At 70.0% G+C, this 10,163-nt stretch carries 7 protein-coding genes; 2 read left to right on the forward strand and 5 right to left on the reverse strand.

Annotated elements, in window-relative coordinates; all coding sequences use genetic code 11:
- The coding region (locus MXD95_RS06495; protein WP_250639631.1) for a hypothetical protein at positions 1–219 on the forward strand (219 nt) is incomplete at its 5' end.
- Here MXD95_RS06495 and MXD95_RS06500 read toward each other — a convergent pair.
- On the reverse strand, positions 206–955 hold the full coding sequence (locus MXD95_RS06500) for a TetR/AcrR family transcriptional regulator (protein WP_250639632.1): 750 nt from the start codon (positions 953–955) through the stop codon (positions 206–208). The two genes, MXD95_RS06495 and MXD95_RS06500, sit on opposite strands and share 14 nt — an antisense overlap.
- A 131-nt stretch (positions 956–1,086) precedes the next feature.
- On the opposite strand from MXD95_RS06500, the gene MXD95_RS06505 reads away from it, so the two are divergent.
- Positions 1,087–3,483: an MMPL family transporter gene (locus MXD95_RS06505; RefSeq protein WP_250639633.1), complete on the forward strand. Its 2,397-nt coding sequence runs from the start codon at positions 1,087–1,089 to the stop codon at positions 3,481–3,483.
- Positions 3,484–3,565: 82 nt separating this feature from the next.
- Here MXD95_RS06505 and MXD95_RS06510 read toward each other — a convergent pair whose 3' ends face one another.
- The 4 genes from MXD95_RS06510 to MXD95_RS06525 all read right to left on the reverse strand — a co-directional run bounded on the left by MXD95_RS06510 (position 3,566) and on the right by MXD95_RS06525 (position 10,141).
- Positions 3,566–4,963 (reverse strand): glutamine synthetase family protein, encoded by a 1,398-nt coding sequence (locus tag MXD95_RS06510; protein WP_250639634.1) that lies wholly within the window; start codon positions 4,961–4,963, stop codon positions 3,566–3,568.
- 179 nt (positions 4,964–5,142) lie between these two features.
- Positions 5,143–7,191, reverse strand: a complete 2,049-nt coding sequence (locus MXD95_RS06515) for an IucA/IucC family protein (protein WP_250639635.1) — start codon at positions 7,189–7,191, stop codon at positions 5,143–5,145.
- Positions 7,188–8,690, reverse strand: a complete 1,503-nt coding sequence (locus MXD95_RS06520; RefSeq protein WP_250639636.1) for a lysine N(6)-hydroxylase/L-ornithine N(5)-oxygenase family protein — start codon at positions 8,688–8,690, stop codon at positions 7,188–7,190. Before MXD95_RS06520 ends, MXD95_RS06515 begins: the two co-directional genes overlap by 4 nt.
- A complete protein-coding gene (locus tag MXD95_RS06525) occupies positions 8,687–10,141 on the reverse strand; it encodes an IucA/IucC family protein (protein ID WP_308301454.1) in 1,455 nt (484 codons plus the stop codon). The genes MXD95_RS06520 and MXD95_RS06525 overlap by 4 nt, the downstream gene beginning before the upstream one ends.
- Positions 10,142–10,163: the final 22 nt, after the last annotated feature.

Here is a 10,163-nt window from a genome sequence, read left to right on the forward strand (position 1 = left end):
CCCCCCCCCCCCCCCCCCCCCCCCCCCCCCCCCCCCCCCCCCCCCCCCCCCCCCCCCCCCCCCCCCCCCCCCCCACTCGCGCGGGTCGGCGCAGGTGGACCGGACCGGCGTCTGCCGTTTGTGGTGTGCCGTCCGCAGCCGAGGACTCCCCGCGGCGGACGGCCTCGCATCGATGGATTGCCCGCCGACAGTCGAATGTCGCTGGTCAGGCGCCAGTGATCGTGGCCGGCGTGGCGCCGCCGTCGGGCTGGGGGCGAGCGCGGCACGCCTGGAGGAAGATCTCGGCCATCTGGCGGTCGAACAGGTCCTCGGGGTCGTCGAGGGCGGGAGGGAAGTGCCCAAAGACCTCGAGCGTGAGGAATCCGTGCAGCTGGGTCCACGCGGCGAGACAGACGGCCATCTCGGCTGCGCCGATCGCCACGTTGTGATCCCGGGCCCAGGCCTTCAGCCGGTATCGAGCCGCAGGGGTCAGGCTTGCGTCGGTGCGGCTCGCGTCGACGAGGCCCGCACCGATCGCCTCGCTCATGCATCGAAACAACACGGCGACCGACCGCCCCATCTCCATGGCGACCAGTTCATCGCCAGGCGGCGTCGAGTCCGCCCGCGGCCCAAAGACCAACGTGTACTCGATCGCGTTGTCCAGTGCCCAGCGGCGGTGTGCCCGGGCCACGGCGATCCACCGGTCCAGGTGCCGATCGGGATCGGCGGAGTCGAACGCGACCTCGAGCGCGTCGGCGAGCGAGGCGAAGGCGTCGGCGGTCAACTCGGCGAGCAGGGCCTCGCGACTGGCCACATACCGGTACAGCGCTGAGGGGGCCAGCCCGACCGTGCGGGCCACCCCTCGTAGCGACAGCGCAGCGGGACCCACCTCGGCCAGCTGGGCATGGGCGGCCCGCTTGATCTCCAGGAGAGTCGCCTGCCGCAGTCGTTCGCGACGGGGCACTGGGCTACTCACGGTTCCCCACGATCGGTAGCGGTACCAACGGTGTCAATGCACAGATGTGCTTGCTCAGGCAAACGACCTTGACGCGAGCGTCGATTGAGAACAGTGTTCTCGGCTGAGACGACCGATCTGTGGAGGATGTCGTGTTCTCTTCCCTGGTGACTCTGGTCACGCGGCGGACGCGCCTGGTGCTCGCCGGCACGGCTGTTCTCCTCGTCCTCGGCGCGGTGCTTGGAAGCACAGTGTTCGGAAAGCTGCAGACCGGGGGATTCGACGATCCGAACTCGGATTCCAGCCGGGCGGCTGACCTCCTCGACGCTCACTTCCACGGACGCCCGAACGTGGTGCTCCTCGTAACCGCCCGTTCGGGGGATGTCGATGACGCGCCGGTCGCCGCCGCCGGCCGCAAGGTCGCCGCGGATCTCGCTGCCCGCCCGGGTGCCCGCGATGTTGTGTCCTACTGGACCGGTGGGGGCGCAGCGCTGCGCTCGGCCGATCGTCGCTCGGCTCTGGTAGTGGCCAGCATCACGGATGACGACGACGCGTCGGACGTCGTCGCGCGATACGCCTCCCGCGCGTTCGATCCTCCCGCCGTGACCGTGGAGCCTGGGGGTGCGGCGGCAGTCAGCAAGGACATCAGCCATCAGGTCTCCACCGATCTGGCCGTGGCCGAGGCGATTGCCCTCCCGATCACCCTGGTCCTGCTGGTGCTGGCGTTCGCCGGAGTCGTCGCCGCGCTGTTGCCGCTGGCAGTCGGTCTGCTCGGCATGATCGGCGGGCTCGCCGTGCTGGCGGTGATCGGGAGCATCACCGACGTCTCGATCTTCGCGGTGAACCTGACGACCGCGCTCGGACTCGGCCTGGGAATCGACTATTCATTGCTGATGGTCAGCCGTTTCCGCGAGGAACTCGCCGCAGGATACGACAAGCGAACAGCAGTTGGGATCACGATACGTTCCGCCGGGCGGACGATCTTCTTCAGCGGTGCCACCGTCATCGTGAGTCTGATCATGATGCTGCTCTTCCCGCCGTTCTTCCTGCGTTCGATGGCGTACGCCGGTATTTCGGTCACCCTGGTGGCCGTTCTCGCGGCGGTGGTCGTGCTGCCCGCACTGCTGATGCTGCTGGGTGAACGGGTGAACGGCCGGCAAGTGGGGGGCCTGATCGGGCTGGTCCGCAGCCGGCGCCGGCGTGCGGCCATGACGGACGCGGCCACGGCCACCACCGGCGCCGGTAGTGTGCCCGCCGCTCCGCCTGCGGTGCCTACCCTGCCCGGTCAGGCTGGCATGGCCCGCACGGAGGGTGCGCCAGGACGGTCCGCGGAGTCGCCGTTCTGGCGGAGGGTGGCCTCGACTGTGATGGCCCGCCCGGTTCTCACCGGCCTCCCGGTGATTGCGGCCCTGCTCGTGCTCGCGGCGCCGTTCCTGCACGTGAGCTTCGGCACCCCGGACGATCGTGTGCTCCGCCCGGACTCGGCGCCCAGCCGAGTGGTCGGGGATGCCCTGCGCAGTCGCTTCCCCGCCGACATCTCCGGTTCGTTGGAGGTGGTCGTACAGACCGGTGGGAAGAGCGGAGTCGCCCAGCCGGCGCTGTCCGCCTACGCGGCGGCGCTGTCGCGGCTGCCTGATGTGGCCCGGGTGGACTACGCGCTGGGCACGGTCGTCAGCGGGCATCAGAGCGCACCCCCGGACGTGACCAGTGTCCGGTTCCGCGCGTCGGGCGCCGACCTGTTGCAGGTCGTCCCTGCGGTGGACTACGCGTCGGGGCGCGCACAGGGGCTCGTCCACGCGGCGCGTGCGGTTCCGGTGCCTGCGGGCAGCGCCGTCCTGATGGGAGGCGCGCCCGCCGTCCTCGTCGATGGCAAGGCCACGATCGCCGCGAAGCTGCCACTCGCGCTCGGGCTCATCGCGCTGGCGACGTTCGGTCTGCTGTTCCTGTTCACCGGCAGTGTCCTGCTGCCGGTGAAGGCGATCCTGCTCAATGGCCTGTGCACCTGCGCGGTGTTCGGGGTCTCGGTATGGATTTTCACGGACGGTCATCTGTCGGGCCAGCTCGATGTCACGCCCGGCCCGCTCGACACCTCCATGCCCGTGCTGCTCTTCTGTATCGCTTTCGGGCTGTCGATGGACTACGAGATGTTCCTGCTGTCGCGGATCAAGGAGGTGCACGATACCGGGGCGAGCAACGCCGAAGCGGTCGCCACCGGGCTGGCTCGGGTCGGCCGGATCGTCAGCACCGCCGCCGCTCTGCTCGCAGTCACGTTTGTCGCGTTCGCCACCTCGTCGGTGCGGTTTATGCAGATGTTCGGATTGGGCACCGCCCTGGCCATCGTGCTCGACGCCACTCTCATCAGGGGGGTGCTCGTCCCGGCCTTCATGCGAGTGGCCGGCGGGGCGAACTGGTGGGCACCCGGCCCGTTGCGGGCCCTGCACCGCCGGTTCGGACTACACGAGTACAGCGGGGCTCTTCCGGAGCAACCGGTGGTGCCCCCGGCACCGCGCGATGACACGGATCAGGCCTCCCTGGCCCGTTCGGAGTAGCGCCTGGCCCCGACCGGCGACCTGCCTGGCGGGGAGGGCGGCAGTCCTGGGTTCATCCTGCGTGTCCCGTTCCGCTGACCTTCTAACCTCGCTCGAAGGCGCGTTGACGTTCCCAGTCGGTGACCGTCCGCTCATAATCCGCGAGTTCGACCTCGGCCGCGTGAGCCAGATGGGCGACCACGCGCTCGCCGAAGGCTGCCCGGGCGAGCGGGCTGGACCGCCAGCGGTCCGCGGCCGCCCGCAGGGTCGTCGGCAGTGGCGGGAGCTCGGGCATCGTGAACGCGTTGCCGATCCGACCGGGCTCGAGGACGAGCTGCTGCCGTATCCCATACAGCCCGGCGGCGAGGATGCCGGCGACAGCCAGATAGGGGTTCGCGTCCCCGCCCGGCACCCGGTGTTCGATCCGCAGTCCCGCGCCGGATCCGACCACACGTACTGCGCATGTCCGGTTGTCCCGGCCCCAGCTGATGCCGGTCGGTGCGAAGGATTCGGGAGCCAGTCGCTTGTAGGAGTTGACGTTCGGGGCGAACAGCAGCGCGAAGTCGGCCATGCAGGCCAGCTGACCCGCGACGAAGGCGCACATCAACGCGGACATGCCGGCGGTGTCCGTCCGCCCGGAGCGCCCGGCCCGTTCCGCGGACCCCGCGCTGTGACCGGGAGGCGCAGGAAAGACCGGCGCGCCGCTGTCGGCGTCTCGCAGAGACAGGTGCACATGGCAGGAGTTGCCCTCCCCGCCGTCGTACTTCGCCATGAAGGTCAATGCCTGGCCGCCGGCCACTGCCATCTTCTTGGCCGTGGTCTTGTACAGGGTGTGAATATCGCAGGCCGACAGCGCCTCCGAGTAGCGGAATACGATCTCGTACTGGCCCGGGTGGACCTCCCCTCGCGCTGATTCGACGGCGATCCCGGATTGCCGCATCGCCTGCCGAATGCGCCGGGCCAGATCGTCCAACCCCTCCGTGCCGAACAGGGCGTAGTCGATGCTGTAGCGACTGGCGGGGGTGAGCCCGGTCCAGGAACGTCGCGCCGCCCGTTCGTAGGACTCACGGAAGGCCAGGAACTCCAGCTCGGTGCCGACCAGGGCGCCCAGGCCGGCGCCGGCGAGCTCGTCGAGCTGGCGGCGCAGCACGGCGCGGGGGGAGACCTCCACACTGGTCCCGTCGGGCCAGTAGGCGTCCGCGAGGACCACGGCGCCCGCCGGACGCCACGGCGTCCGGCGCAGGCTGGTGAGATCGGGGCGTAGCCGCAGGTCGCCGAATCCGCTGTGCCAGGGAGTGTGCGGGTAGCCGTCGTCGGTGCGCATCTCCATGTCGACGGCATGCAGATAGGTACAGGCCCCGAGCCCGTCCGGGAGGACCTCCTCGGTGAAGTGCTCGGGGGAGACCACGCTGCCGACCAGCCGGCCCTGCAGGTCGACCGTGGCGACGATCACCTCGTCGACTGGGTCGGAGTCGTGGTTCAGCGCACCTAGCGGATGCATTTCATGGGGGTCCGTCGCGCCGGCAGGAGGGACGGGCGTGCCGGTGCGGGCCGTCTCGGCCGAACCCGCGGTGACTGCGTCACCGCGGCCGGGGAGATCGTCCGGCTGGCCCTGCCGCACGGGCGTGGACGGGATGTCCTGGCCCGATCGGGCAGGTGGGACCGGCGCCGGCAGCGGCGTCATGCGTCCTCCGTTCGGCCCATCCTGCTGGTCGGCGCCGGTGGTGCGGGACAGGCGGAGACACTGGCCACCGGATTGGCGACCGTACCCCGCATCAGGTCGAATCCGCCGTCACGCGCGGCCCGGTCATGGAACCCCGCCCCGGCAAACTGCTCTCGGTTCAGGCAGACCCGGTCAAACCGGGGCGCGAGCAGGTCGATCTCGCGAAAGCGAGCGCGCAGTTCGGGGAAGCGAGCGTGGTACTCGTCGATGGCCGCGCGGACCAGCTGCCAAAAGTCCTCCTCCGGGACATGCAGGTCATCGGCCGCGAGCACCGAAAAGTAGCGAAAATGTCCGGCGAAGACGGCAGAAAGCACCGAATGCGCGAGTTCGCGGCCGGGCCAGCGTCGACAGTGCGTGTCCACCTGCGCCGGCAGTGGACCCCGCTCGGGGAAATCGCCGTCCACGAGTTCGATGTCCGCCCCGAAATCCTTGATCGCTATGCGCCGGGGGACCTGATCGGCATCGAAGACGCACAGGACGTTCTCGCCGTGCGGGGTGAAAGCGATGCCGTATCGGTAGAGGTAATGCAGCAGGGGAGGTAGCAGCGCGGCGAACAGCGAGCGTAGCCACGCACGCGGCTCACGGCCCGAGCGGGCCACCAGTTCGGCAAGCAACGATCGCCCGTCCGAGCCGGTCAGGAGCAGCGCGGCAAGGCTACGGGCCTGCTCCCCGTGGGTCAGGTAGCGCCCTACCGGATCTCTCCAGAGCACCCCCAGGAGCTCATGCAGCCGATAGGGCGCATCGGGGATGGCGTCATAGGCCGGATGGCATACGGCGGCCCCCGCCACCTCGGGCAGGGGCTGAACGCCGGTCGTGACTCGTAGGAACGGATCTGCCTCGCGCAGCGCAAGCAGCCAGCGGGAGACCGCCGGACCGGCGACGGCGTCGGCAGCCGACATCCCACGCCAGACCAGGGTGTTGCGGATCATCAGGGCCAGTTTGACGTTGCGTCGTTCCGGTCGGTCGACATTGGCCAGCGTGCGCACAGCCTGCAGCGGCACGTAGCGATCGGGTGCCTCGCCCAGATGGACCAGCAGCCCCGTGGCGAGCTCCGCCGCGAACAGCGGGATGATCACGTTCTCCCACTGCCAGGGGTGCACCGGTAGCCAGATGTGTCCCTGTGCGATGGCCCTGCCGGGTGTCGTCACCTCTTCCCGCGTCTGCCGTTCGTACGGATACCTGGATTCGTCGGGCGACACGTCGGCCAGGGTGCGGTTGAGCACCTCGGTGAACCGCAGGCGCACAGGTTCGTCCAGCTCCTCGGCCAGCAGGCCGGCCTGCCCTGTCTCGCCGGCCTCCGCCTGGCGGGCGAGATCGGACCAGGTGGCGAGGAGGGGGTGGGCCGCCACCCACACCAGCCGGAACGGGACGTTGGATTCAGGGCAGTAGCGGCCCGCGGCCGAGGCGAATCCGATGCGTCCTTTGTTCGCCACCAGACAGGGATGACCGGACTGGCGGCCTTCCAGATCGACGAAGACGAGGTCCGCGAGCTCCGCCGCGGGCAGCGCGCCGGCGAGGATCCGTGCGTCGGCAGCCTGCGTCGCGAGCAGATCCCGGATGACGTCGGCGAGAACCGGATCAGGCCAGCCCAGCAGGTGCTGGGCATCGCGCAGAAACAGCACCGGATCATCGGCCGGACCGGTGTGCTCCAGGCCGGGAGTGCCTCCCACCGGGGAGGAAGCCCGGCGCAGGCTGGCCGGCTCGATCCACCAGGATCCGAAGGTGCCACGTCGGGCCTGAAAGCGGTAGCGGGCGTCGGCCGTCACCACCCGATAGGCGTTCAGTCTGCCTCGCCCGATCGGGCCAGGCCGCAGATGGATTTCGCCCTCATCCACCGCGTCGGTCTGGTCGGCCAGTGGGACGAGTAGTTCCTCATAGGCAAGCTCGGCGATGAGCCGGACGAGCAGGTTCTGACCGGCCTGCCGCCAGCGTGCGGTGGGGGCTGCGGCGGAGGCCTGGCCGGTCGAACTGCCATCCGGAGAGTTCAACGACGGCGCGTCGGTCATGGATGTGCCTCGTCGAGGAGCGCCGCCCCGGCCCGTCCCTGGCCCGCGGCGTGGGCAGAGGTGGCCGGTTGTGGTGGCCCGAAGGTGGTGAACGCGGTGGGCGGGGGCAGCCGGTGGGCGTGACCGCCGGTGAGGTCGTCGAGGATGACTGCGGAGCGCCACGCGCCGAGGCCCAGGTCGGGCGCACCCACACCGTGCGTGTGCAGCTCGGCGTTCTGCACGTAGATGTGGCCGGTCACCTCGGCCGCGGTTGCCACCCGATACCGGTCGTCGATCGCGAACCGCCCAGCGCGGTCAAGGTCGAGCAGATCCACGATCGGGCTCAGCAGGCCTGGGCGACGGGCGGTGTAGCCGGTGGCGAGCACGACGGCGTCCGTGGCCAGAGCGAAGAGCTGGTCCTGGTCGCGGTGCCGGCAGTCGAGGGTGATCTCGCCATGCTCGCCGTTCTGGTTCGCGGCCTCGACCCCGACTCCTGGCAGCAGCGTGGCCGCCGGATCCCCGCCGTCGACGGTTCGCTCGTAGAGCAGATCGTAGATCTCGGCGATCGTGTCCGCGTCGATCGCCTTGTAGAGCTGCCACTGCGCGGGTAGCAGGGCGTCCTTGCGCCGTTGGGGCAGACCATGGAAATACCGCACATAGTCGGGGGTGAACTGCTCGAGCCCGAGCTTGGAGTACTCCATCGGGGCGAAGGCGGGTGTGCGGGTCACCCAGGTGAGGTGGCGGCCCAACGGCGCCGGACCACGCAGCAAGTCGGCGACCACCTCCGCGCCCGACTGGCCCGATCCGACCACGGTGATGCGGGAAAGAGCGGCCAGGACGTCTCGACGTTGCCGGTAGTGCGCGCAGTGAAAGGCCCGGTCAGGCGACAGGCCAGCGAAGGCGGGGGGAACGCTTGGCTCGGAGCCGATGCCAAGCACCAGATGCCGGGCCGACACCACCCGCCCAGACCACGCATTCCCGCCTGCGGCCGACCCGCAGGGGGTGAGTGCGACGCGAAACAGCCCGGCGTCGGCATCCCAGTGCACCGCGTCGACCCGGATTCCGAAGTGGGTCGAGGTCAGCCTGCGGGCCACCCATCGGCAGTAGGCGTCGTACTCCCGCCGGGGGATATGAAATCGCTCGTAGAAGTAAAAGCGGAACAGCCGGTCGTGAGCGCGCAGGTAGGACAGGAACGACCACCGACTGGTCGGGTCGATGAGGGTGACCAGGTCGGCGAGGAACGGCACCTGCAGTGTGGTGCCGTCCAGCAGCAGGCCAGGATGCCAGCTGAAAGCTGGTTCCTGCTCGAAGAAGGCGGCGCGAACTGAGGGCAGGCTGTCGGCGAGCGCGGCCAGCGACAGGTTGAACGGCCCAAGCCCGACCCCGACGACGTCGTACACACCGCCTGGCGACGGCGCGTGAGCCGTGTCGGCCTGGCCCGTGTCGGCCAGGTCGGCTTCGGTCGCCCGGGTGGCGGACATGCCCTGGATATGAGGGGTGGCCGGAACGGGGGGTGTCACGCGACGACCTCCAGCAGCGGGTTCGGGATCTGTACGTAGACCGATTGGGTGGCCACCGGACTGATCAGTTCGTCGCGTCCGTCGACCAGCGTCCGAAGGTTGCCCTTGCTGGGCAGGTTGGCGGCGTCCAGCAGGATCGACAGCAGCTGGCGCCGTGCGGCGGGCGGCCGGTGCTCCGTCTGGTCCGCGCGGGCGCTGCGGTCGGCCTGCCACAGCAGCGTACGGACCCGTCCAAGCAGGCGATGCTCGTTGGCGACATCGGCCGCACCCAGCGCACCGGCGATGGCGAACACGTTGTTCACGAACAGGTAGTAGATGAGCCGGTCGATCACCAGTGAGTCGGGAAACACCAGATCCAGACCCGTGGCGAAGCCGGGCAGCAGGCGCTGCGTGGCGTCGACGGCGGACTCGCCGACGTAGTAGCCCTGACTGTCCCGGTACCAACCGGCGACCGGCCACCCGTCGTCGTCGAGGCTGACCAGGGTGTTCTGCAGGTGTGCCTCGACACCGACGCCATGCTGCAGGTAAAGGTCGAGCACGGGGGCCGCAAGCACCTCGAGATACCGGCAGAACCAGGCCTCGGCGAGTGCTCCAAGCGGCTCATGGCACCGGTCGCTCAGGGACAGCAGCATCGTGGGCAGCATGGCCGCGCGGGCACGGCCGCGGTGGTCCGCCGCCCGATCGGGCCGGGCGGCGATGAGTGAGGACGCGCACGCGACCCGATCCAACGGCCCGAACGGATTGGTGCGCAGGGCCACCTCGAGGCCTACCGTGTCCTCGGCATGATGCCCGTGCTCCTGACGCTGCGGGGCGTCGGACATGGCGTTGCGGCCGTCCGTCCGGGCGGTGGCGCTGGCTCGGCCAGACCCCCGGGGACGGTGGTGGTGCGGTCGGGTCACGGCCACCCAGCGGGGCTCCCCGATCAGCCGGAAGTACGGATGCCGGGCGGCAAGGGCAGGCCCCAGCCCCGCGTCGATCAGCCGGGTGATTCGCTCGGCCAGGCGCAGCTCGCCGAGCTGCAGGACCCGGCGCGAGTTGGTGATCCGCAGTCCCAGCGACAGCTTCAGCATCACTGGGCTGTCCGGACGCCAGACGGTCCGCACCGAACTGGTGGGGTACCAGTGGCTGCCGCCGTCGCCGAGATCGATCAGCCTTCCTTCTGCGAGCAGCGCGCCGACGGGACCGTGTGGATCGGCCAGTAGCTCGTGTGCCTGCCATGGGTGGACCGGAACGGGGACGAAGCCGGGCGGTGTCCGCGCCGCGCCTGCCCGTGCGGGTCCGGGGGTCAGACCGGTGTACAAGCTGGTCAGGGTCCGCACGAGGGCCAGACGCTCGGGTTCCGCTCCGGTCGCGGGGGGGGGGCCCCCCCCCCCCCCCCCGGCGGGGGGCCCCCCCCCCCCCCCCACCCCCCGCGCGTGGCTTATAAAAAAAAAAAACACCCGCCCCCACACCCAATTTTTTTATATTTCACGT

This window comes from Frankia sp. AiPa1 (assembly GCF_023243075.1).
Classification (GTDB): domain Bacteria; phylum Actinomycetota; class Actinomycetes; order Frankiales; family Frankiaceae; genus Frankia.

Bases quoted from the DNA above. Each gene is read 5' to 3' on its own strand.
- MXD95_RS06510 (WP_250639634.1), bottom strand. From the start codon at position 4,963: ATGCATCCGCTAGGTGCGCTGAACCACGACTCCGACCCAGTCGACGAG.
- MXD95_RS06515 (WP_250639635.1), bottom strand. From the start codon at position 7,191: ATGACCGACGCGCCGTCGTTGAACTCTCCGGATGGCAGTTCGACCGGC.